Annotated in this window: 22 protein-coding genes and 1 tRNA gene; 15 read left to right on the forward strand and 8 right to left on the reverse strand. The window is 71.9% G+C overall.

Annotated features, from left to right (window positions below; all coding sequences use genetic code 11):
- The first annotated feature begins 514 nt into the window (after positions 1-514).
- Positions 515-811, forward strand: a complete 297-nt coding sequence (locus CP984_RS18315) for a type II toxin-antitoxin system VapB family antitoxin (protein ID WP_003986294.1) — start codon at positions 515-517, stop codon at positions 809-811.
- A 133-nt stretch (positions 812-944) separates the two neighbouring features.
- Positions 945-1,598: a LytR C-terminal domain-containing protein gene (locus CP984_RS18320; RefSeq protein WP_030191725.1), complete on the forward strand. Its 654-nt coding sequence runs from the start codon at positions 945-947 to the stop codon at positions 1,596-1,598.
- A 177-nt stretch (positions 1,599-1,775) separates the two neighbouring features.
- Here the strand turns inward: CP984_RS18320 and upp are convergent, their stop codons facing one another.
- Positions 1,776-2,411 (reverse strand): uracil phosphoribosyltransferase, encoded by a 636-nt coding sequence (gene upp, locus CP984_RS18325; protein WP_003986292.1) that lies wholly within the window; start codon positions 2,409-2,411, stop codon positions 1,776-1,778.
- Between the two features lie 444 nt (positions 2,412-2,855).
- On the opposite strand from upp, the gene CP984_RS18330 reads away from it, so the two are divergent.
- The 4 genes from CP984_RS18330 (at position 2,856) to CP984_RS18345 (ending at position 4,546) form a co-directional block, all read left to right on the forward strand.
- A complete protein-coding gene (locus CP984_RS18330) occupies positions 2,856-3,113 on the forward strand; it encodes a hypothetical protein (RefSeq protein ID WP_003986291.1) in 258 nt (85 codons plus the stop codon).
- A 199-nt stretch (positions 3,114-3,312) separates the two neighbouring features.
- Entirely contained in the window at positions 3,313-3,852 is a 540-nt protein-coding gene (locus CP984_RS18335) for a tRNA adenosine deaminase-associated protein (RefSeq protein ID WP_003986290.1), read from the forward strand.
- Between the two features lie 23 nt (positions 3,853-3,875).
- A complete protein-coding gene (gene tadA, locus CP984_RS18340) occupies positions 3,876-4,391 on the forward strand; it encodes a tRNA adenosine(34) deaminase TadA (protein ID WP_003986289.1) in 516 nt (171 codons plus the stop codon).
- 68 nt (positions 4,392-4,459) lie between these two features.
- Positions 4,460-4,546: transfer RNA gene (locus tag CP984_RS18345), tRNA-Ser, on the forward strand.
- 116 nt (positions 4,547-4,662) lie between these two features.
- Here the strand turns inward: CP984_RS18345 and CP984_RS18350 are convergent.
- Positions 4,663-5,610, reverse strand: a complete 948-nt coding sequence (locus tag CP984_RS18350) for an alpha/beta hydrolase (protein ID WP_003986288.1) — start codon at positions 5,608-5,610, stop codon at positions 4,663-4,665.
- A gap of 108 nt (positions 5,611-5,718) precedes the next feature.
- On the opposite strand from CP984_RS18350, the gene CP984_RS18355 reads away from it, so the two are divergent.
- Positions 5,719-6,732 (forward strand): GlxA family transcriptional regulator, encoded by a 1,014-nt coding sequence (locus CP984_RS18355; RefSeq protein ID WP_043976917.1) that lies wholly within the window; start codon positions 5,719-5,721, stop codon positions 6,730-6,732.
- An 81-nt stretch (positions 6,733-6,813) separates the two neighbouring features.
- Positions 6,814-7,776 (forward strand): pirin family protein, encoded by a 963-nt coding sequence (locus tag CP984_RS18360; protein WP_003986286.1) that lies wholly within the window; start codon positions 6,814-6,816, stop codon positions 7,774-7,776.
- A gap of 136 nt (positions 7,777-7,912) precedes the next feature.
- Here CP984_RS18360 and CP984_RS18365 read toward each other — a convergent pair whose 3' ends face one another.
- The 3 genes from CP984_RS18365 to tatA all read right to left on the reverse strand — a co-directional run bounded on the left by CP984_RS18365 (position 7,913) and on the right by tatA (position 9,652).
- Positions 7,913-8,341 carry a hypothetical protein gene (locus CP984_RS18365; RefSeq protein WP_003986285.1) on the reverse strand — a complete coding sequence of 143 codons (429 nt, stop codon included), beginning with the start codon at positions 8,339-8,341 and terminating at the stop codon, positions 7,913-7,915.
- A 57-nt stretch (positions 8,342-8,398) separates the two neighbouring features.
- Positions 8,399-9,175: a DUF2127 domain-containing protein gene (locus CP984_RS18370; protein ID WP_003986284.1), complete on the reverse strand. Its 777-nt coding sequence runs from the start codon at positions 9,173-9,175 to the stop codon at positions 8,399-8,401.
- A gap of 201 nt (positions 9,176-9,376) precedes the next feature.
- On the reverse strand, positions 9,377-9,652 hold the full coding sequence (tatA, locus tag CP984_RS42080) for a Sec-independent protein translocase subunit TatA (protein WP_003986283.1): 276 nt from the start codon (positions 9,650-9,652) through the stop codon (positions 9,377-9,379).
- Positions 9,653-9,807: 155 nt separating this feature from the next.
- On the opposite strand from tatA, the gene CP984_RS18380 reads away from it, so the two are divergent.
- Positions 9,808-11,331, forward strand: a complete 1,524-nt coding sequence (locus CP984_RS18380) for an LCP family protein (RefSeq protein WP_078575559.1) — start codon at positions 9,808-9,810, stop codon at positions 11,329-11,331.
- An 89-nt stretch (positions 11,332-11,420) separates the two neighbouring features.
- Here the strand turns inward: CP984_RS18380 and CP984_RS18385 are convergent, their stop codons facing one another.
- The gene (locus tag CP984_RS18385) at positions 11,421-14,330 is read right to left on the reverse strand and encodes a P-type ATPase (RefSeq protein ID WP_030185676.1); all 2,910 of its coding nucleotides are present in this window, start codon (positions 14,328-14,330) and stop codon (positions 11,421-11,423) included.
- On the reverse strand, positions 14,314-14,703 hold the full coding sequence (locus tag CP984_RS18390) for an ArsR/SmtB family transcription factor (RefSeq protein WP_043976922.1): 390 nt from the start codon (positions 14,701-14,703) through the stop codon (positions 14,314-14,316). The genes CP984_RS18385 and CP984_RS18390 overlap by 17 nt, the downstream gene beginning before the upstream one ends.
- Before the next feature lie 601 nt (positions 14,704-15,304).
- Here CP984_RS18390 and CP984_RS41290 point away from each other — a divergent pair.
- The 6 genes from CP984_RS41290 to CP984_RS18415 all read left to right on the forward strand — a co-directional run bounded on the left by CP984_RS41290 (position 15,305) and on the right by CP984_RS18415 (position 20,352).
- Positions 15,305-15,469, forward strand: a complete 165-nt coding sequence (locus tag CP984_RS41290) for a hypothetical protein (protein ID WP_003984133.1) — start codon at positions 15,305-15,307, stop codon at positions 15,467-15,469.
- 101 nt (positions 15,470-15,570) lie between these two features.
- Complete coding sequence (locus CP984_RS18395) at positions 15,571-15,864, forward strand: Dabb family protein (RefSeq protein WP_003984134.1); 294 nt, start codon at positions 15,571-15,573, stop codon at positions 15,862-15,864.
- A 186-nt stretch (positions 15,865-16,050) separates the two neighbouring features.
- Entirely contained in the window at positions 16,051-16,860 is an 810-nt protein-coding gene (locus tag CP984_RS18400; RefSeq protein WP_003984135.1) for an RNA polymerase sigma factor SigF, read from the forward strand.
- Positions 16,861-17,051: 191 nt separating this feature from the next.
- Positions 17,052-17,888: an RNA polymerase sigma factor SigF gene (locus CP984_RS18405; RefSeq protein WP_003984136.1), complete on the forward strand. Its 837-nt coding sequence runs from the start codon at positions 17,052-17,054 to the stop codon at positions 17,886-17,888.
- A gap of 86 nt (positions 17,889-17,974) precedes the next feature.
- Positions 17,975-18,778, forward strand: coding sequence for a hypothetical protein (locus tag CP984_RS18410; protein ID WP_226048670.1), 804 nt, complete (start codon positions 17,975-17,977; stop codon positions 18,776-18,778).
- Between the two features lie 434 nt (positions 18,779-19,212).
- On the forward strand, positions 19,213-20,352 hold the full coding sequence (locus tag CP984_RS18415; RefSeq protein WP_003984139.1) for a methyltransferase domain-containing protein: 1,140 nt from the start codon (positions 19,213-19,215) through the stop codon (positions 20,350-20,352).
- A 10-nt stretch (positions 20,353-20,362) separates the two neighbouring features.
- On the opposite strand, the gene CP984_RS18420 is transcribed toward CP984_RS18415, so the two are convergent.
- A complete protein-coding gene (locus CP984_RS18420; protein ID WP_003984140.1) occupies positions 20,363-21,247 on the reverse strand; it encodes an NAD(P)H-binding protein in 885 nt (294 codons plus the stop codon).
- Between the last annotated feature and the right edge of the window lie 3 nt (positions 21,248-21,250).

Here is a 21,250-nt window from a genome sequence, read left to right on the forward strand (position 1 = left end):
CGACCGCCCCGGAGCGGACGTGACCGGCCGGGCGCCCGTGCCGTCCACCGCGCCGGACCGCTGACGGCGCGGGCAGGAGGAGCCGCGTACCACCCCCCGCCGCCCATTTCCGCCCGGCGCGACGAGCCGTACCTCGTTCGTGTCGAAGTTCGTGCGGAATTCGCCCCCACCACACAATTCACGGGCTTTGCGGAATTCGGCACTCTTTGCCGTGCCGACGGGAATCGCCGCACGGCGCCGTCCACCCGCCCGTTCCGGGTTCCGCAACCCGCCCAGCGCTCATTTCCGGCCGTCCTCGGGCGTACGTTGCGCCACTTTTCCCCGTCGCCGTCCACCTGCCCCGGGCCGCGGCCACCCTCCGCCCACCGTGGCCGCACGGGTCGCGCGCCACCCTCCGTACCCCGCTCCCGCACCCGCCTCCCGGGCACCGCGCTCCGGAATTGCCACCCTTTGTCGTCTTCGCACTCCGTCCGCATGGCTGCGCCCGGAGCCGGTGGCCCGGTAGGCTTTCCGTGTGATCTTCAAGCGCATCGGAAATGGGCGGCCGTACCCGGACCACGGCCGGGAGAGCACCCGCCAGTGGGCGGATGTTGCCCCTCGCCCGGTACGCCTTGACCAGTTGGTGACGACCAAGCAGCAGCTCGACCTGGAGACGCTGCTCGCCGAGGACTCCACCTTCTACGGCGACCTCTTCGCGCACGTCGTGAAGTGGCAGGGCGACCTCTACCTGGAAGACGGGCTGCACCGCGCCGTGCGCGCGGCCCTCCAGCAACGCCAGGTGCTGCACGCCCGCGTTCTGGAACTGGGCTGACGCACCGCCGGAGCCCGCCCGACACGGCCCCGCCCCCTGTTCGGCGGAACGTATTGGCCCTTTCGGGTGGGGTCTCCCGCCACGCATTGATCATTTAGTAGGCATGGCCCCTGCGTCCCACTACGCTGCGGACATGAGCATGCTGACGCCCCCCGGCATGGGCGGTAAGAAGTACCGCATCACGGGCGACAGGTATCCGCGGATGCGCCGTCCCCGTCACCGCCGGCGGATCACCCTGGTGATCGCTGCCGCCGTCTGCGCCCTCGCCCTGGCCGGGTGGGGCACGTTGCAGCTCATCGATGTCTTCGGCGGCAGGGGCGGCACGGCCCAGGCCGCGCAGGACAAGAAGAAATGCCCTCCGGACGGCGCTCAGCAGGCCGGTTCGGCGTCGTCGTCCGGTACGGGCAAGCCGTTGCCCAAGCCCGCCGACGTCAGCGTCAATGTCTTCAACGCGACGGCGCGCGGCGGCCTGGCCAAGACGACCGCCGACGAGCTGAAGAAGCGCGGCTTCAAGGTCGGCAAGGTGGGCAACGCGCCGCCCGCCTACGACAAGAAGGTCAAGGGCACGGGCGTGTTCCTGGGCGCGCAGACGGCGTCCGACGGCGCCCGGAAGGTGCTGGGCACGCAGCTCGAAGGCGCGGAGTCCAAGACGGACACCCGTAAGACCGGGGACGTCGACCTGATCATCGGCGACACGTTCAAGGCCCTGGCCGAACCGGCCGCCGCCCAGAAGTCGCTCACCGCGCTGACGGCGCCGTCGAAGACGGCACCGGGTTGCCGGAGCTGAGCGGGCCGGAAACCGGGCGGGCGGAGCCACTGAGCCCCGGGGCGGGGACTGCTGAGCCCCGAGGCAAGGGCCGCTGAACCGCGGGGCGGGGCCGCGGCCCGTGCCGTACGGCCGACCCGACGCCACAACAGCCCGCCGAGCCGAAGAAGCCCCCCGGCCCGCCGGACCGAAGCCCTTCTAGCCCGCCGTGCCGTACATCCGGTCGCCCGCGTCGCCCAGGCCGGGGACGATGTAGCGGTCGGGGTTCAGGCACTCGTCCACGGCCGCCGTGACGACCGTCACCGGCGCGCCGGCCAGCTCGCGCTCCATCACCTCGACGCCCTCGGGCGCGGCCAGCAGGCAGATCGCGGTGACGTCGTCCGCACCGCGGTTGATCAGCTCGCGGATCGCCGCGACCAGCGTGCCGCCGGTGGCCAGCATCGGGTCCACCACGTACACCTGGCGGCCGGAGAGGTCGTCCGGCATGCGCGTGGCGTACGTGTGGGCCTCGTACGTTTCCTCGTTGCGGACCATGCCCATGAAGCCGACCTCGGCCGTGGGCAGCAGCCGGACCATGCCGTCCAGCATGCCCAGCCCGGCGCGCAGGATCGGCACGACCAGCGGGCGGGGGTGGGACAGCCGCACTCCGGTGGTCGCCGTCACCGGGGTGTCGATGTCGACCTGCTCGGTCCGCACATCGCGGGTGGCCTCGTACGCGAGCAGGGTGACCAGCTCGTCGGCGAGGCGCCGGAAGGTCGGGGAATCGGTGCGCTTGTCGCGCAGGGTAGTGAGTTTGTGCGCCACCAGCGGGTGGTCGACGACGTGGATCCGCATGACATCGACACTAGCCGAGGTCAGAAGCGGCGGCGCCCGCCCCGTGGGCGCCGGGCGGGCCGGGAACGGATTCCACCGCGCTGGCATCGAACCACCGGTCCGGGGGAAAGTGGGCACAAACGCCCGGTCTGTCGCACCGGCGCCGGGCATGGACCTCGTCCCAGGGCGGTGTACGGCGTGCCAGACGGGAATGGGAGCGGAAGCGGGAGCGTCCGTGGCGCTGGACGCTCGGGGCGTGGCGCAGGCGCCGGGGGCCGCGAAGGCGCCGGCAACGGCGGACGCGCCGGTGGCGGCGCGGGCGAAGACGTACGCGGAAGCGGGGGCGCGGACGGGTACGCGGGGACGAACGCCGGTACGAACACGGGCGGGAACGCGGGCGGAGACACGAGCGGAAACGCGGCCCGCCGCCGTACCGGCAGAGCGGGCCGAGGCGCCCGCGATCGTATGCAATCGCCGGCGCCCTCTCCCCCGAACCCCACCCACGCCCTCACCGAGCCCCCCGAGTCCTCCGAAGCCTCCGAAGCCCCTGAACCCGACGGCCTGGCCACCGGCGGCGAGAACGACGCGGCGCGCCGGCGGCGGCGCGCCCAGTTCCTCCGCGACCTCAACGAGGCCAAAGAGCTGCGCGACCGCGTCCAGCCGCGCCGCGCCCGGGCGGCCCGGATGCGTCAGGCCATGAGAATGCGCACGTTCCGCTGGTAGCCGAACGCCTCTTTCGCCCCATCAGAACCTTCCGCCCCACCCGACGTGAGCCACATCTCTCGGAACGGCCGCACGACGCAACGCCGAAGACCCCGCGCAATCGCGTTGTTTCTGCCACGATTCCGATGGGCGGGGACCTGCGGCGCGAAGGCGTCGCCCCGTCCGGCCCGGCACGCCTATGACCAGTGGGAGAGTCACGGTGTACTTCGCCGCACTGCTCGCGCGCACCGAAGACGGGTGGGAAGCGAGCGACACGGAGCTCGACAATGTGGAGACCCTGACCGATCTGGCCGACCTGGCCCGTGAGGCAGCGGTCGACGACGACACGGTGGTGGCATACATCGAGCAGGAAGGCACATGGTTCGGCGTCGTCCGCGTGGACGGCGAGGACGATCCGCGGATCTTCATCTCGAACGCCGCCGCCGCTGCCCGCAGCTCGTACGGTGCGATGCTCACCGACGAACTGCTCGGCCGCGACGAGGACGGCGCCGACGACCTCGACAGCCTCGACCTGGACGGTACGGAGGACGGCGAACCCGACATGGCGGACGGCGGAGGCGGGGAGGAGACGGTCACGGCCGGCGACACACCCGTCGTACCGCACGGCCCGCTCGGCGACCCGGACCTGCTGGCCGACCTGGGCATCGGCGGCAAGGAGCTGCTCGCCCTCGACACCGACGCGCTGTCCGAGATCGCCGATGCCCTCGGCTGCACGGACGTCCTGGAGGCCGTCAGGTAACGCCCGTCACGGACACTGGGGGCATGACCGCCCCCGTGCCCGGCCCCCTTCCCGCCTCGTCGCTCCACACCCCGGCGCCCGACCCACTGCGCGATCCCTGGACCGCCGCGATGCGACAGGCGCTGGACGAGGCCGCCCTCGCCCCCGGGACCGGTGACGTCCCGGTGGGCGCCGTCGTGCTGTCCGCGGACGGCACGGTGATCGGCACCGGCCGCAACGAGCGCGAGGCGACCGGTGACCCCACCGCCCACGCCGAGGTGCTCGCCATCCGGGAGGCCGCCCGCACGGTCGGCTCGTGGCGGCTGACCGGCTGCACGCTCGTCGTCACCCTGGAGCCGTGCACAATGTGCGCGGGCACCATCGTCCTGTCCCGCCTCGACCGCGTCGTCTACGGCGCGTCCGACGAGAAGGCGGGCGCCGTCGGCTCCCTCTGGGACGTCGTACGCGACCGCCGCCTCAACCACCGCCCCGAAGTGATCACCGGCGTCCTCGCCGCCCCCTGCGCCACCCTCCTGACCACCTTCTTCCGCTCCCGCTGACCCCTCCTCTCCCACTCCCCCGGATACCGATTTCGGCGTACGGCCCCCCGTGGGCTAGAGTTCCTCTCGGTAGCGTGTCCGAGCGGCCGAAGGAGCGCGCCTCGAAAGCGCGTGAGGGGGCAACTCCTCCGTGGGTTCAAATCCCACCGCTACCGCTCACAACACCCCTCTGATCTGCGGAGACGCGGTCAGGGGGGTGTTTTTGCATGGCGGAGCGCCAGGCGGTGCCAGGTGATGCTTCAAGCGGTGCACGTGCTGAAGCTCGGGCCCTTCAGGAATGAAGCGCTTCCCGCAGCGCCCGCACCTGATCCGTCAGGTTGCGCTCGCTGATACGAGCCGTCGGAAACAGCACGTCGAACCCGTGCACGGCGCCCGGGACCTGGATCAGTTCCGTGGTGACGCCGGCGGCGCCGAGACGTTCGGCGTACCGGTGGCCCTCGTCGCGCAGCGGGTCCACCTCGGCCACGACGACGAAGGCGGGCGGCAGGCCGCTGAGGTCGGGGGCCTGGGCCGGGGAAGCGTAGGTTTCCAGGTCCTGGTCGCCGACGTAGTGGCGCCAGGCGAGCCGTGTCGCGTCCCGGTCGAGGATCGGCGTATCGGTGAACTCACGCGCGGAGGCGCTTGTCGTGCCGCCGTCCACGGCGGGGTACATCAGCAGTTGGAGGGCCACCTTCGGCCCGCCGAGGTCGCGGGCGCGCAGGACGGTGGAGGCCGCGAGGTTTCCTCCGGCGCTCACTCCCGCGACGGCGATGCGGCCGGGGTCGCCGCCGATCCGGGCCGCGTGATCGGCGAGCCAGGTCAGGGCCGCGTAGGCGTCATCGGCCGCGGCCGGGTACGGGTGTTCGGGTGCGAGGCGGTAGTCGACGGAGACGACGACGGCCTCGGCGTCCAGGGCGTACCGCAGGGCGTGGTCCTCCTCGGCTTCGGGTGAGCCGTAAGTAAAGGCACCGCCGTGCAGGTAGAGGACGACCGGCAGCACATCGCCCGTGGCGGGCGCGACCGGGCGGTAGACGCGCAGACGCAGCTGCCCGCCGGGCCCGGGGATGAACAGGTCCTCGACCTTGGCCCGGTCGTCGGCGGTCGTGTCGGGGCGCTCCCGCAGAAGCTGGTACCGCTCGGGATTCGCCAGTACGGAAGCCAGGCCGTGGACGGGGAAGATGCCCGTGTCGGACGTTTCGAGCAGCGACTGGATCTCGGGGTCGACCGGGGGAACGGACATGGCTGGCCGCCGCCTTTCGTGTGTGGGAGTACGGAACTGCCATCAGTTTCGCCAGCTCGCGAGCGCGACAGAAGTGGCCCAGGGGCCACTATGTGCAACTATCGGGCCATGACAGTCGCCGCCCTCCAGCAAGCCGCTCACCAGGCCCCATACCGGGCCCCTCACCAGGTCGTGGTGCTCGCCCTCGCGCCGGTGGTCGCCTTCGACCTGAGCATCCCGGCCCAGATGCTCGCCATGGTGGACTCGCAGGCGGGCGGCGCGGCATATGACGTACGGACCGCCACGCCGGACGGCTCCGCGGTCGCGACGGTGAACGGGTACGGCGTCACGCCCCACGGGGACCTGTCCCTGCTGGAACACGCCGACACCGTGATCGTCGCGGGCACCCGCTGCCCGGACGTGCTCGACGACGGGGTACTGGACGCCCGTATCGCGGAGGCGTTGCGGGCGGCCCGGCGCCGGGCCCGGATGGTGTCCCTGTGCACCGGGGCGTTCGTGCTCGCGGCCGCCGGGCTGCTGGAGGGGCACCGGGCGGCGACGCACTGGCGCTACGCCGATCGGTTCAGGCGGCTGTTTCCCGCGGTCGAGCTCGACATCGATCCGCTGTACGTGGCCGATCGCGGGGTCCTGACGTCCGCCGGCGGTGCGGCGGCGATCGATCTGTGCCTGCATCTGATCCGGGAAGACCACGGCAGTTCGGTGGCCAACCGGATAGCCCGGTACAACGTCGTCGCGCCCATGCGGGAGGGCGGGCAGGCCCAGTACATCGACCGCCCGGTCCCGGAGGACGCGGGCATGTCGACGGCCGCGGCGCGGGCGCTGATGACGGAGCATTTGGACCGGCGGCTGTCCCTCAAAGATCTCGCGGCGCACTGTCACATGAGCGTCCGGACCTTCACCAGGCGCTTCCGGCAGGAAACGGGTCTGTCCCCGGCCGAATGGTTCGCCGCCGCCCGCTTGCGGCACGCACGCCATCTACTGGAATCGACGGAGCTGCCCGTGGACGACATCGCCGCGAAAACCGGCATGGGCAGCGGGACGAATCTGCGCCAGCATATGCGGGCCGCGCTGAATACCACGCCGTCCGCCTATCGGCGGGCTTTCCGGTCGGCCGGGGCGTAGGGGAAGGAGGGGGAGCGGAGTCGCCCCCCCCCCGCTGTATGTTGAACATGCAACCACCTCCCACGAGAAGGCGACGCCGCAATGAGCAACGTCGAAGTGAAACCCGCCGAGTTGCGCTGCGCCCCGGGGGCGCAGGTGCCCGGGATCGAGGTGCTCGCGCCGCGTGACGTGCCGTTGGGCGGGCCGCGGGCCATGACCGTGCGCCGTACGCTGCCGCAGCGCTCCCGTACGCTCATCGGCGCCTGGTGCTTCGCGGATCATTACGGGCCGGACGATGTCTCCATGACGGGTGGCATGGACGTCGCCCCGCACCCGCACACCGGGCTGCAGACGGTGAGCTGGCTGTTCAGCGGGGAGATCGAGCACCGCGACAGCCTGGGCACCCACGCGTACGTACGGCCGGGCGAGCTGAACCTCATGACGGGCGGCCGCGGGATCAGCCACTCCGAGGTGTCGACGGGGCGGACCACCGTGCTGCACGGGGTGCAGCTGTGGGTGGCGCTGCCCGCGGAACACCGGCTCACGGACCCCGACTTCCGGCACCACGTGCCCCGCCCCGTAGAGCACGGCGGGGCCGGGGTCAGCGTGTTCCTGGGCACGCTCGCGGGCGTGACCTCGCCGGTGCCGACCTTCACCCCGCTCCTCGGCGCCGAGATCGTCCTCGCGCCGGGCGCGACGGTCACCCTCACCGTGGACCCCGCTTTCGAACACGGCCTGCTCGTCGACCAAGGCCCCGTCCGCCTCGCCGGCACCCTGCTGCACCCGGCCGAACTGGGCTACGCCTGCCCCGGCCGCGACACCCTGACCCTCACGAACGAGTCGGACACCCCCGCCCGCACGGTCCTGCTCGGCGGCACACCGTTCGAGGAGGAAATCGTCATGTGGTGGAATTTCGTGGGGCGTTCGCACGCGGATATCGCGGAGGCCCGCGAGGAGTGGATGGCGGGTGATCGGTTCGGCGAGGTGCATGGTTACGACGGTGACCGTCTGCCCGCTCCCGAACTTCCCACGGTGGCTCTGAAACCGCGGGGGCGGGTGCGCTGAGCCGGAGCCGATACGGGCCGGGCGCGCGACAATTCCCGACCAGCGCGGAATTTCCCGGCCAGGACAAACAACAGCCCCCGTTCGCGAGCCGCAACTCGCGAACGGGGGCTGTCGGCTAGGGATATACCCGGAAGCCTCAGCTCCGCCGACGGCGGAACGCCTTGCGCACGAAGTGCACGATCAGCCAGATCACCACGATGATGATCACGATGAAGAGGATCACCAGCACGATGAGGAAGATGCCGAGCTTCTTGAAGAAGCCCTTCTTCTTCTTTTCCTTCTTCTCCTTCTTGTCCTTGGAGCCGAAGGCGGCCTTCGCGTGGTGGTGGAAGGAGGCCGGGGCGGCGTCCGCCTGTGCGGCCGGGGCGCCGGCGGTCTGCTGCTGAGCGCTGTGGGCGACGTGGGCGACCGCCGGAGCCGCGGGCGACGCCGCTGCCGCGGTGCCCGCCGCGCCCATCAGGCCGAGCAGCAGGGCCACGACGACTGCGGTGATACGGCCGCTCGTCGACAAAACGCCGCGGCCGGTGCGTACGGCATGTTCGGAAGGCTTGTGCTCGGTGCTCATCCGGTCGGTTTCCCCTCGTGGTTGGTGCCGGGCACGGCGCGTTGATCGCGTCGCGCGTCAACCATTATGGGCGGCGGTCATCCCCGCCGACGTGCGTACTTCGAGCAACGAGGCGCTGTGCCGCTCCGCCTCGAACGCGTCCCGCCCGCCGCGCAGGCCGAACAGCCGCTTGCTGAGCAGGATGTACAGAACGGCGATGATGTTGATGACCAACGTGGCGATCTTGAGCCAGCTGACCTTCTCCGTCAGCTCGTAGATCTCCAGTGGCAGGAACGCCGCCGTGGCCACCACCGTCAGGTACTCCGCCCAGCGCTTGGCGCGCCACAGACCAACGCCCTCGATGATCTCGACCAGCGCGTATGCCACCAGCAGGCCCGCGACGATCAGCAGCGTCGAGTGCTTGTAGCCGAAGGTCTTCTGGATGGTGCCGACCACCGGCGAGTGGTCGAGGTCGTAGTGGAAGTGCCCGGCCACCGGCCGCAGGACGTCCAGATATTCGTCGAAGAGGCGGCGTACGGCGTCCTGGCTGTTGCTGAACTTCCACACGGCCAGCGCCACCAGCACGATGAACACGCCGCGCAGCGCCCGCTCCACGGCCAGGAAGCGCAGGATGAACGTGTCCCGCAGCACCTTGCCGCGCGGTACGAGCGGCGCGTCGGCCGCCGGTCCGGCGCCGCGCGGCGCTCCGAGGGCGAAGTCCCCGCAGCGCAGGCAGCGCCACGCCTCGCCCAGCGCGGTGTCCGCGCGCAGCCGGTCCTGGAGTTCCGGCTCCTGTGGCAGGTACGTGACGTGTCCGCGGCGCGCGCAGGTACGTCGGTTCCAGTCGATCTTCATGGCGGACGCCCCCGTAAGGCTTCGTCGTCGTGCCGTGACCGTCCCGCGGCACGGCCGGGCAGAGCCGGCCGACGGAGACGGACCGGCCGGTTCGGGCCAGGCGAGGGTAGTACGTCGGCGGCTTCCGGCGAAAAGGCAGGTGGACAGCGGTACGGCGGCCCGTCCGCCCAGCCGACGGCAGTACGGCGGCCCGCCCCTCCGTCAGCGTCCGCCAGGCGCGCCGGACGTACTGGGAGCCCCGGTCCCGCCAGGCGCACCGGGCCCACCGGACGCCTCAGACGCACGGCCGGTCACCACCGCCCCCGTACCCTCGCCCTCCGGCGTCTCGTCCTTCATCGCCTTGGTCTCGCTCTTGAGGATCCGCAGCGACTTGCCCAGGGCCCGCGCCGTGTCCGGCAGCTTCTTCGAGCCGAACAGCAGGATCACCACGAGGGCCACGATCAGCAGGTGCCAGGGCTCCAGCCCGTTCCGCAGCATCGTCGTCCCGCCTTTCCCTCCATTGCGCCGCCGGCGGTCACCGGTCCGCGCCGTCTTGCCGGATTCGTAACTTGCTACATTGCGCAACTGTACAACCGACTGGCCCGAACGACCGTCTTCTTCGGCAAGAACCGCGCAGGTGAGGGTGCACACACATGACAGCAAGCAGTCACAGGGCCGTGGCCGGGAACACTGGACGGGGCAGGCGGCGTCCCCTGCGTACGGCCGGGATCGTGGCCGTATCGCTGCTCGTACTGATCGCCGCGGGCGCGGGCTGGTTCTACTTCAAGCTCAACGGGAACATCACCACCTTCGGCGCCGACGGCGTCAGCCCGCAGCGTCCGGCGGAGGGCGCCGGCGGGCAGAACGTCCTGGTCATCGGCTCGGACTCGCGGTCGGGCGGCAACAGCTCGCTGGGCGGCGGCGACGGTGACGTGGGCCGCTCGGACACCGCCTTCCTGCTGCACATATACGGGGACAGCAAGCACGCGGTCGCGGTCTCCATACCCCGCGACACCCTGGTGGAGATACCCCCGTGCCGGCTGCCGGACGGCCGGTGGACCAAGCCGCAGCACAACGCGATGTTCAACGCGGCCTTCTCGGTCGGCGAGAGCGCCAAGGGCAACCCGGCCTGCACCCAGAACACGGTGGAGAAACTGTCCGGCGTTCGCGTCGACCACACCGTCGTCGTCGACTTCGAGGGTTTTTCGAAGATGACGTCCGCGGTGGGCGGCGTACCGGTCTGCCTGCCGAAGGACATCTACGAGGGCGATCTGAACCCGAACCGCCGCTCCCGCGGTGAGCGGATCTTCGCCAAGGGCCCGCAGAACGTGTCCGGTCAGCAGGCGCTCGATTACGTACGCATCCGGCACGGTATCGGCGACAACTCCGACATCGGCCGTATCCAGCGGCAGCAGGCGTTCGTCGGCTCGCTGATCAAGAAGGTCAAGGACCAGGGGTTCAACCCGGGCACCCTGCTGCCGCTGGCCAACGCCGCCACCCAGTCCATGACCGTCGACCCGGGCCTGGACTCGGCCGACAAGCTGCTCTCCTTCGCGATGTCGCTGAAGGACATCGACCTGCACAACACCAAGTTCATCACGCTGCCGTGGCGCTACCAGGGCGAACGGGTCGCGATCGTGCACCCGGCGGCGGACACGCTGTGGGCGGACATCAAGGCGGACCGCACGCTGGACGGCAAGAACGCGGGCGGGGCGGGGGCGCAGGGATCTCCGGGCCCGTCGCCGTCACCGTCCAGCGGTTCGGAAACGGGTACGGGCACAGGTACAGGTACGGACATCAGCATCGCCGTCTACAACGGCACCACCAAGACCGGCCTGGCCGCCCGCGCCGCCGATCAGCTGAAGTCCGCGGGCTTCACCGTCACCGGTACGGCGACCGCGCGCACCCAGGGCCACACGGCCACCACCGTCGAATACGGCGCGGGCAAGGAGGCCGAGGCCAAGGCCGTCGCGGCGCGCTTCCGGGGCGCCCGGCTCGTGCCGACGGCCGCCGCGGGCGTCAAGGTCGTTCTGGGCACCACGTACGCCTCCGAGCCGACCCTTGAGTCCCCTGCGTCCTCCGCCCCGAGTGCGGGCCCCTCGCCCGGGTCGTCGAAGATCGCCGACTCGGCCCGCTCGGCCGACGACAACATCTGCTCGGGTCTGTCATACGGCTGAGGCCCCGCCGCTGCCCTACGGCTGAGGCCCCATCGTTGCCCTACGGCTGAGGCCCGAACGCTGCCCTAAGGCCGAGGCCGAACGCTGCCCTAAGGCCGGGGCTCCGCCGCCACCCGCCCGTCGTACCGCCTCTTGGCCCACGCCAGCCCGGCCCCGTACAGCACCAGTACGGCCGCCAGCAGCCCGTAATAGAGGGGAGGCAGTGCCGACATGCCCAGCAGCGGGCCCAGCGGTGACGGTGGCAGCAGCAGGCCGATGACGGCGAGCGCGCACACCGCGCCCCGGATCGGGCCCGGTGCCCGGCCCTCCGCCGAGTGGCGTCCGGCGCGCAGCAGGTACATCACCAGCGCCTGCGTCAGCAGGTTCTCCGTGAACCACCCGGCGTGGAACGCGTCCTGGCCGCCCGGGTGCCCGGAGCCGTGCACCGCCAGCACCAGCACGCCGAACGTGGCCAGGTCGGCGGCGGCGTTGAGCAGGCCGAATCCGGTGATGTAGCGCAGCAGGTCGGCGGGGCGGAGCACCGCGGGACGGCGCAGCGCGGCCGGGCCCGGCCGGTCGAAGGCGAACGCGAGCTGGACCGCGTCGAAGCACAGGTTCTGCACCAGGACCTGCGCCGGGAGCATCGGCAGGAACGGCAGCAGCAGCCCGGCGCCGAGCATCGCGATGACGTTGCCGAGGTTGGAGGAGAGGGTGATGCGCAGGTAGGTGGCGATGTTGGCGGTGGAGCGGCGGCCCGCGACGATCGCGCCGTCGATGGCGTTCAGGTCCTTCGAGGCGAGCACGACGTCGGCCGCCTCGCGCGTCACGTGCACCGCGTCGCGCGGGGCGATGCCCACGTCACAGGCGTGCAGAGCGGGGAGGTCGTTGACGCCGTCGCCGAGGAATCCGACGGTACGGGGCGGGGCGCCCGTACGGTCCGCGGCCGCGTGGTCCGCGCCCGTACGGTCCACGGCCTTACGCCCCGCGGCCGTACGCGCCGTACCGTCCCCCGCCCGCAGCGCCCCCACGATCCGCGCCTTGTGCTCGGGCGTGCAGCGGGCGAACGCCGTCGTACGGGAGGCGAGGCGGGCCAGCTCGCCGTCCGTGAGGCCGTCGATCCGGTCGGCGGTGAGCACCGCGCCGGGGCCGGTGTCGAGCCCGAGTTCGCGGCAGACGTGGGTGACGGTGCCCGGATGGTCGCCGGTGAGGACCTTGACGGCGACGCCGCGCCGCGCGAGGCCCGCGCAGGCCGCCGCGGCGGTCGGGGCGAGCGCGTCGCGCAGGCCGACGAAGCCGACGAGGGTCAGGCCGCGCTCGTCCGCCGGGGTGTACGCGCGGCCCGGCCGGGCGGGCCGCTCGGCGACCGCGACGGCCAGCAGCCGCAGCCCGTCCGCCGTCCGGTCGGCGACGACCCGGGCCAGGCGCGCGCGGGCCGCCTCGTCCAGGTCGGTGTCCCGTCCGTCTTCACGGACGCCGGCGCAACGTTCCAGCACGTCTTCGGGCGCGCCCTTGACGACGAGTGTGTGCACGCCGAGCCGCGGGCCGGGGCCGCCCACCGTCGCCGCGTCCGTACGGATCACCGCGCACGACGTGCGGCGTACCGGGTCGAAGGGCAGGGCGGCGACGCCCTCGTACGCCAGCAGCTCGTCGAAGTCGTCCTCGGCCGCCTCCAGGATCGCCTCGTCGAGGGCGTCCGGCGTGGGCAGCTCGGCGAGCTGGAGTGTCCACAGGCTGTTGACGGCCGCCCAGTGCAGCGGTTCGGGCGCGGGCCGGCCGTCCGGGGCGAGGGAGCAGTCCAGGACCGGGCGGTCCTGGGTAAGGGTGCCGGTCTTGTCCGTGCACAGCACATCGATCGCGCCGAGGTCGTGCAGCGCGGGCAGCCGCTTGACGATCACCTCGCCGCCGCGCGCGAGCAGCGCCGCGCCCCGGGCGAGCGCGGTGGTGACGATGACCGGCAGCATCTCGGGGGTGAGCCCGACCGCCACCGCGACGGCGAACGGCAGCGTCTCCAGGCCGCGCCCGCGCAGCGCCGCGTTGGCCATCAGCACCAGCGGCGGGGTGAGCAGCATGAAGCGGATCAGGGTCCAGGAGATCCCGTTCACCGAACGGTCGAAGGCGCTCTCGCGCGGGCGGCGCGGGGCCTTGCGGGGCCCGGACACCCCGCGGGTGCCCGGCGCGCCGGGGCCGGCGCCCCGCCCGCCCGGCCTCCCGTACGTACCGCCGAACAGCGTCTCCGCCCCGGTGGCCAGCACCACCGCCGTGGCGCTTCCGGAGGCGACGCTGCTGCCCTGGAAGCACAGCTCGGGGCGTTCGAAGAGGCCGGGGCCGTCGTACGTACCGGTCGCCGAGCCCTCCCGGGCGTCCACCGGGTATTTGGCCACCGGCGCCGACTCGCCCGTCAGCACCGCCTGCCGCACCGTCAGCCCGCTCGCGCGCAGCAGCCGCAGGTCGGCGGGGGCCAGGTCGCCCGGGCCGAGGCGGATCACATCGCCCGGCACCAGCTGGTCCACCGGGATCTCCCGGGCGGCTCCGCCCGACGGTGCCCGCCGCTGCACCGTCGCCGTGGTGGCGATCAGCTCGCGCAGCGCCGCCGTGGAGCGCTCGGCCCGGTACTCGCCGCTGGTCCGCAGCACCGCGCTGACCACCACCAGTACGGCGATCACGCATGCCGTACCCCAGGAGGCGACGGCGGCCGAGACCAGCGCCAGACACAGCAGTACGGTCGTGAACGGATCGCGCAGGCTGTGGACGAAGCGCCAGGGCCGACCGGCCGGCCGCCGCTCGGGCAGCGTGTTCTCGCCGTACCGCAGCAGCCGTTCCTCGGCCTGCGCCTCGGTCAGGCCGCGCGGCCCGCTCTCCAGGAGACGCAGGGTTTCCAGTGCCGTCAGGCCGGGGGCGTCCCGCAGGGCGGCGCCGCTCTCCGCCCGTACTGCCGGTGGTACGAGGTGCGCGTCCGGCTCCGCCTCCCCCTCCGTACGTGCGGCCGCGGAGCCCTCGACCTTCTCAGGCGCCCAGGCCACGGACGCGTCCCGGAACCGCCGGTCCTTCGGACCCGCCCGCCCGGTCGGTCAGCTGCCCCACCAGCCACCGCACCATCGACACCACATCGGGGTCGTCGACCAGGTACACCACGCGGCGGCCCTCCCGCCGCGACCGCACCAGCCCCGCCAGCTTCAGCTTCGCCAGGTGCTGGCTCACCGCGGGCAGCGCACCGCCCACCCGCTCCGCCAGGCCGCTGACATCGCACTCGCCGCCCGCCAGCACCCAGACGATGTGCAGGCGCGCGGGCGAAGCCAGCAGTCCGAACGTCGCCGCGGCCTCCGTCAGCACCTCGGCCGACGGATCCGCCACGTCCTCGACGCCACTCGTCACAGCCGCTCTCCATCCGCCCATGGCCGGGCCCGTGCCCCCGAAAGGGCCCAGTCTAGGCGCCGGGCCCCGGGCGTTCCCGTACGAAAGGCGCCCCGCGTGGGCGTGCGCCCGGCATCGCCCCGAGGCACCAGGCAAACCCCGGAAACCCATGCGAAAAGCCCCGGCGCCGAGCCTGAGGGCCCGGAGCCGGGGCTCCGTCGTCTGGTCGGGGGAAACGGCATCGGGGGGACAAGCCGTTTCCCCCGATGGTGGACCGGGCCCCCAAGTCCGCGCCGCCAGTCAGGGGGGAAGCCGCGGCGTGGACCCCGCAGCGGGGCACGGGCCCGTGCCCGGCGAATTCCTGCCAGATTCGCCGGACACACCACCATCCTGCTGCGGCCGCCGGGTGCGGGCCGCTGGCAAAAGACCTCGCTACAGGGGCCTTTGGTCCTTAAAGTCCTGATCAGCTGATCCACAGGTCCCCGATCGTCACCGCGCCCCGGCTCCACCCGGCGCCGGCCCGCCCGGGTACCCCCGCGTTCGCCACCGACTCCACCCCTGTGGCGGAAGTGGTTAGACTCACCCCGCCCGGCACCGGGGACGGGTGGGGCGGGAGCTGCCGTAGGGGAGACGGGACAGTCGGATGGCGCAAGCGAAAAAGATCGCGTTGTACGTGGTCGCCGTCTTCGTCCTGTACACGATCATCACGTCTCCGGCGCGCGCCGCCGATCTCGTCCAGATAGGGTTCGAGGGCATTTCGTCGGCCGCCCATGGCGTCGGCGAGTTCATGACCCAGCTGGTCTCGTAGAGCGCCCGGCCGGTCCGGTCCCGCAGGGCGCCCGGCGCCGCGGCCGGCGCCACGGGACGTACGGCGCGGGCCCGCACGACGAACGCACGGAGGACCGCCCAGTGATACGCCACCTGGTTCTTTTCAAGCTCGACGAGGGCGTCGAACGCGACGAGCCGCGCGTCGTGGCCGGTGTGAAGGCGTTCCAGGAGCTGGCCGACCAGATTCCCGAGCTGGAGTTCTGGGAGTGCGCCTGGAACATCACGGACCGGCCGATCGCGTACGACTTCGCCGTCAACTCCGCCGTTGCCGACACCGACGCCCTCAAGCGCTATATCGAACACCCGGCCCATCAGGCCGCCGCCGGGCAGTGGCGCGAGTTCGCCACCTGGGTGATCGCCGACTACGAGTTCTGAGCTACGGCCCCCGGCCGCGCGCCCCTCGCCCTCCTCACGGGCGGGGGGCTTTTCGCGTTCCCGGGTGAAGGACCAACTCTGCGATCAACACGGCGTTATGCGGTGCTTGCACACAGTGCACATGTCTTGTGATGCTATGACCTGCTATGACCGCTTTTGCCGGATGGATGGACTGAGAAGGGTGGCGTGACCGTGACGGCCCGAACTGCGCCCAAGGCGCCATCCCGCGAGAGCCGGAGCGCGGACACCCGGGCACTCACGCAGGTGCTGTTCGCCGAGCTGTCGAGCCTGGAGCCGGGCACGCCGGAGCACGCCCGGGTGCGCGCCGCCCTGATCGAGGCCAACCTGCCGCTGGTGCGCTACGCGGCGGCACGTTTCCGCAGCCGCAACGAGCCGATGGAGGACGTCGTCCAGGTCGGCACGATCGGCCTGATCAACGCCATCGACCGGTTCGACCCCGGGCGCGGGGTCCAGTTCCCCACCTTCGCCATGCCGACCGTGGTCGGCGAGATCAAGCGCTACTTCCGGGACAACGTACGCACCGTCCACGTGCCGCGCCGCCTCCACGAGCTGTGGGTGCAGGTCAACGGCGCCACGGAGGACCTGACCGTGCTGCACGGCCGGTCGCCGACCACCGCGGAGATCGCCGAACGGCTCAAGATCGGCGAGGACGAGGTGCTGGCCTGCCTGGAGGCGGGCCGCTCGTACCACGCGACCTCCCTGGAGGCCGCGCAGGAGGGCGACGGGCTGCCGGGCCTGCTGGACCGCCTCGGGTACGAGGATCCCGAGCTGGCCGGGGTCGAGCACCGCGACCTCGTACGGCATCTGCTCGTCCAGCTCCCGGAGCGCGAGCAGCGGATCCTGTTGCTCCGTTACTACAGCAACTTGACGCAATCTCAGATCAGTGCCGAGCTGGGGGTGTCGCAGATGCACGTGTCCCGGCTACTGTCGCGGAGCTTCGCACGACTGCGGTCCGCAAACAGGATCGAAGCCTAACCAGGACGGGCGACCCCGTCCTGCACAGATATGTCGACTTGGCGCTACAGCGTGTTGCCGACATGTGACATTCTGCAGGAACCGCGTTTGCCGTGGCGTCGCCTCCGGTATTCAGGTGGAGGCATAAGTTCTCGGTTCCGCCGCGGGCCGAGGGCACCGCAGCGACCCGACCGCGACCTCAAGGGGGTGGCATGTCCGTAGAACTGGGCAGCTCGAAGGTGCTTCCCGCGATTCCCGCGCCGGCAGCACCCGCGCACGACGACGACGCTATCAACACCCGTACGCTCTCCCGCTCCCTCTTCATGCGACTGGCCACGCTCGACACGGACAGCGCCGAGCGGGCGTACGTCCGCGACACCCTGATCGAGCTGAACCTGCCATTGGTGCGCTACGCGGCGGCACGTTTCCGCAGCCGCAACGAGCCGATGGAGGACATCGTCCAGGTCGGCACGATCGGTCTGATCAAGGCCATCGACCGTTTCGATTGCGAACGCGGGGTGGAGTTCCCCACGTTCGCGATGCCAACCGTGGTTGGCGAGATCAAGCGGTTCTTCCGTGACACGTCCTGGTCGGTACGGGTGCCGCGCCGGCTCCAGGAGCTGCGCCTGGCCCTCACCAAGGCCAGCGACGAACTCGCCCAGAAGCTCGACCGCTCCCCCACCGTCACCGAACTCGCCCAGTGCCTCGGGGTGTCCGAGGAGGACGTGGTCGACGGCCTGGCGGTCGGCAACGCGTACACCGCCTCCTCGCTCGACTCCCCGTCCCCCGAGGACGACGGCGGCGAGGGCTCCCTCGCGGACCGCCTCGGCTACGAGGACAGCGCGCTCGAAGGCGTCGAGTACCGCGAGTCCCTCAAGCCCCTGCTGGCCAAACTCCCGCCGCGCGAACGCCAGATCATCATGCTGCGCTTCTTCGCCAACATGACGCAGTCCCAGATCGGCGAGGAGGTCGGCATCTCCCAGATGCATGTCTCCCGGCTGCTGACGCGCACGCTGGCGACCCTCCGCGAAGGGCTGATCTCCGACTGACCGGACCCCGTGCCCCCACGCGCACCACCACTGCGCACTGCGCACCGGGCCTATGCAACTGACTACCCGTCAGCAACACTGGCCCGATGCGACGGACCACCCGCGCCCCACACCTCCGTACCGCTCGCGCCCCTCACATGGCGCGCACCTTTCTCCCCACGGCCGCCCTGTGCCTGGCCGCACTGCTCTGCGCCTGCGGCGACGACGGCCGGGGTCACGCGGCGGTGGGCGCCGCCGGTCCGGCCGACGGCCGCTCCCCGACGAAGCCGGTGCCGCCGGGCGAGGACATCGTCCTCACGCCGCTGGACGGCGCCACGCCGGAGGGACGGCGCGGCGACTCGCCCTCCGAGGACGCCCCCTCCCCCGAATCCGGCTCCGGTATCGGTACGGGTACGGACACCACCCCCACGCGCACTCCGCCCGCGCCGTCGCCCCCCGGCCACCGCGCGAGGTCCGCCGAACCCCCGAGCGGGGCCTCACCCGGCAAGCCACCAAGCGCCCCGCACGGCACCCCGCCCGGCGCTCCGTCCTCACCTGCCGCCACGCCCACCCCCGCCCCGAAGCCCAAGCCCAACCCCCCCGCCCCTCCCCACCTCGCCCTCGGTCCCCTCCAGCGCGCCGAAGCCGACGTACGGTGGTGCGAGAAGGTGACCGTCGATCTCCGCAACACCGGTGGCCGCCCGGTGACTTCCGGCACGATCACCTTCGGCACCCACATCATCGGCGCCCTGGGCATCGACTGGACCACCAGAACCTCCACCCACCCCCTCCCCACCCCCCTCCCGGCCACCTCCCACCGCACCGCCACCTGGCGCGTGTGCGTGGCGTCCTGGCGCGTGCCGCTCGGGATGCACGTCGAGACCCGGGAGGTGCGGGCCGAGTGGGGGTGAGCGGTGCCGTACGCCCCTTGAGCGGCGGCCCCGGCACATCGGCTGTTTCCGTTGCGCCGAGTGGCGCCGACGGCCTCGCATTTCCCTTCCGAAAAGCCGGCCCAGTGCCCTCGCGGGAGGAAACAACAGGACTGCGCGGCAGGAGGAAATTGCCGGGGAGATATACGAACACCTGCGGGCCGGTTCGGAGGTCGGCGACATCAAGCACCTGGCTCACCCGCTCAGCGGCGGCGTGCTTCCGTGCGCCCTTTTCGGGGGCTGACGCCGAGGGAATGCTCAGGTGGACGAAACTCCAGGGCAGTCGCAGGAAAGGGAGCCGCAATGGGTTCGCACGGGAAGCCGCCGCCTTCAAACCCCCAGCCGAAACAGCCGTCGCCTCGTGACAGTGACGGTCAGCATCCGGATGTCGCCAAACCCGGGGGCGGGAAGCACCGGTGACCGGCGTCGGCCGGCAGCACGCCAAGGCCGTCCGGATACTCGACGGCTCGGGCGCTTTCGCGCGGCCCTGGATGCGGCAGGCATTCCATACGGTTCCGCGGCAGGAATTCGTACCGGACACCGTATGGGTGTGGCACGCCGAGGACGACCGCTACCACCCGCTGTCCCGCGCGGACGACGAGGAGCGGTGGACCGAGCTGGTGCACCACCCCACCCTGCCCGTCGTCACGCAGGTCGACGACGGCCGCCCCGCGCCGTCCGACGGTACGGGCGAGCTGCCCACCAGCTCGATGAGCGCCGCCAACGCCGTACTGACGATGCTCGCCGCCACCGACCCGGAGCCCGGCAGCCGGGTCCTGCACATCGGCACCGGTACGGGCTACGACTCCGCGCTGCTGTGCGAGCGGATCGGCGGGGCGAACCTGGTCACCATCGAGGTCGACCGGTCGCTCGCCGAGGCCGCCCGGGAGCGGCTGCACCGTCTCGGCTACCGGCCGCGCGTCGTGTGCGGGGACGGCGAGTTCGGGCAGCCCCAGGACGCGCCGTACGACCGCGTCCTGTGTACGGCGTCGCTGTCCCGCGTCCCCTACACGTGGATCACCCAGTCCGCCCCGGGCGGACGCATCGTCGCACCGTGGAAGACCACGTTCCAGCCCGCCGGCCTGGCGGTGCTGACCGTCGACGCCGGCCGCCGTAGCGCGTCCGGCCGGTTCGGCATGCCGCTGACCTTCATGGACCTGCGCGGCCAGCGCCGCCCGGACAACCCGCTCCCCCGCGTCTACTCGACCGCGCGCTGGGAGGAGAGTCGGCACGGCACCGCCACCCTCCCTCCGGACTTCCTCGACGACTTCCACGCGCGCTTCGCCCTCGGCCTGCGGCTGCCCGGCGTCCACGCGACCCGCACACCGGCACCGGACGGCTCTCCCGCCTGGTGGCTGGCCACGGACACTTCCTGGGCGTACCTCTGCGCCGGGGAGACGTTCCAGTGGGGCCCCCGGGATCTGGCCGGGGAGGCCGAGCAGGCCCACGAGTGGTGGCTGCGAGAGGGCAGGCCGGAAGTGTTCGACTTCGGGATGACGGTGGACGAGGACGGGCAGCGGACGTGGCTGGGCGCGCCGGACCGGCCCGTGGCGTGATCTTCGGGCCTCAGGCCGCCACGGCCGGCTTGAGGACCTCCTCGCACCACTGCCGGAACGTGGTCGGGGTCGTCGACTCCGCGGTACGCGGCGCCGCGTTGTCCATGCCCTGATTCTTGGCGTCGAACATGTCGACCATGGCCTGTGCCATCGGGGCGGTGGTCCCGAACCCCATGAGGCGGTCCTTCAGCGCCGCGCCCGGGATCTGCTGATAGCCGACCTCGGTGCCCAGGACATCGGAGATGATCTCCGCCATCTCGGTGGGCGACAGGTCCTCGGGCCCGAGGCAGGCGACCTCGCCGGACCCCTTCCAGCCGTCGTCCAGCAGCAGCCGCGCGGCGGTGGCGGCGATGTCGCGGGTGGCGACGGTGGGAACCTTCAGCTCCGGGTCGGACATCAGGAAGAACCGGCCCTGCTCCTTGATCGCCCGGACGTGGCGCAGCAGGTTGTGCATGAACGACGGGCAGACCACCGCGCGGTAGGCCACGCCCGAGGCGGCGATCAGGTCGTCCATGGCCAGGGAGGCGGTCACCAGCCCGGCCCGGGTGGCCATCGGCGTACCGCGGCCGAGCGCCGAGATGCCCACGACCCGCTCGACACCGTGGCGTACGAACGCCTCGCACGCGGGCCGGGTGAAGTCGACGAACGCGGCTTCGGGGCTCGGCTCGGCCCCGTCGCCCGGCGCGAGCCAGAAGACGGCCCGGGCGCCGTCACACGCCCGGTCGATCACGGCGGCGTCGCGGTGCGAGCCCACGACGATCTCGACGCGCTCACGTATCCCGGGCGCGATCCGCGACGGGTCGCGGGCGACGAGGCGCAGCGCGGCCCCGCGGTCGAGCAGGTCGGTGACCAGGTGACGGCCGATGGTGCTGGTGGGGGCGGTGATGACGATCATGTG

Origin of the sequence: Streptomyces rimosus, from assembly GCF_008704655.1 — a bacterium.
GTDB lineage: Bacteria > Actinomycetota > Actinomycetes > Streptomycetales > Streptomycetaceae > Streptomyces > Streptomyces rimosus.

Coding starts and splice junctions, on each gene's coding strand:
- CP984_RS18370 (WP_003986284.1), bottom strand. CDS start 9,175: ATGAAGATCGACTGGAACCGACGTACCTGCGCGCGCCGCGGACACGTC.
- CP984_RS18420 (WP_003984140.1), bottom strand. CDS start 21,247: ATGATCGTCATCACCGCCCCCACCAGCACCATCGGCCGTCACCTGGTC.
- upp (WP_003986292.1), bottom strand. CDS start 2,411: ATGCGGATCCACGTCGTCGACCACCCGCTGGTGGCGCACAAACTCACT.
- tatA (WP_003986283.1), bottom strand. CDS start 9,652: ATGCTGCGGAACGGGCTGGAGCCCTGGCACCTGCTGATCGTGGCCCTC.
- CP984_RS18390 (WP_043976922.1), bottom strand. CDS start 14,703: ATGGGCGGATGGAGAGCGGCTGTGACGAGTGGCGTCGAGGACGTGGCG.
- CP984_RS41290 (WP_003984133.1), top strand. CDS start 15,305: ATGGCGCAAGCGAAAAAGATCGCGTTGTACGTGGTCGCCGTCTTCGTC.
- CP984_RS18410 (WP_226048670.1), top strand. CDS start 17,975: ATGCGACGGACCACCCGCGCCCCACACCTCCGTACCGCTCGCGCCCCT.
- CP984_RS18350 (WP_003986288.1), bottom strand. CDS start 5,610: ATGTCCGTTCCCCCGGTCGACCCCGAGATCCAGTCGCTGCTCGAAACG.
- CP984_RS18380 (WP_078575559.1), top strand. CDS start 9,808: ATGACAGCAAGCAGTCACAGGGCCGTGGCCGGGAACACTGGACGGGGC.
- CP984_RS18360 (WP_003986286.1), top strand. CDS start 6,814: ATGAGCAACGTCGAAGTGAAACCCGCCGAGTTGCGCTGCGCCCCGGGG.
- tadA (WP_003986289.1), top strand. CDS start 3,876: ATGACCGCCCCCGTGCCCGGCCCCCTTCCCGCCTCGTCGCTCCACACC.
- CP984_RS18365 (WP_003986285.1), bottom strand. CDS start 8,341: ATGAGCACCGAGCACAAGCCTTCCGAACATGCCGTACGCACCGGCCGC.
- CP984_RS18320 (WP_030191725.1), top strand. CDS start 945: ATGAGCATGCTGACGCCCCCCGGCATGGGCGGTAAGAAGTACCGCATC.
- CP984_RS18330 (WP_003986291.1), top strand. CDS start 2,856: ATGCAATCGCCGGCGCCCTCTCCCCCGAACCCCACCCACGCCCTCACC.
- CP984_RS18405 (WP_003984136.1), top strand. CDS start 17,052: ATGTCCGTAGAACTGGGCAGCTCGAAGGTGCTTCCCGCGATTCCCGCG.
- CP984_RS18355 (WP_043976917.1), top strand. CDS start 5,719: ATGACAGTCGCCGCCCTCCAGCAAGCCGCTCACCAGGCCCCATACCGG.